The sequence below is a fragment of the Paraburkholderia sp. SIMBA_053 genome (assembly GCF_046534895.1).
In the GTDB taxonomy this organism is placed as follows: Bacteria; Pseudomonadota; Gammaproteobacteria; order Burkholderiales; family Burkholderiaceae; genus Paraburkholderia; species Paraburkholderia caledonica.
In genome coordinates this window covers 1-259 of sequence record NZ_JAWRXU010001027.1, presented here as the reverse complement: position 1 = coordinate 259, position 259 = coordinate 1, and the positions used below count along the sequence as shown (strand labels likewise).

Genomic DNA, 259 nt, shown 5'->3' with positions numbered 1-259 from the left:
GGATTGCGATTGCCGTCGCGTTATACGTCTGCTCTAACTGGTACCAGGCCACGCGGCTCGGCGACGCCTACGCGCATCGTCTCATCACGGGATCACGGACCTTTGCGGCCGTCACTGTCGCCGGTGCATTTCTCGCGTTTGCGATGAATGCCGTCAACGCCTTCGTATTCGTCTACGCAAGCCGCAATCTCGGGCTTACCGCGCAAGCGGGCCTGCATCTGGGCATGATCGCGATCATCGCGGGCGGCGCGGGAATCAC

General features: G+C 62.2%; 1 pseudogene. It reads left to right on the top strand.

Annotation, left to right across the window (positions count from 1 at the left end):
• Nucleotides 1–259 (top strand): annotated as a pseudogene (locus SB753_RS38745) (MFS transporter); the annotation flags it as partial.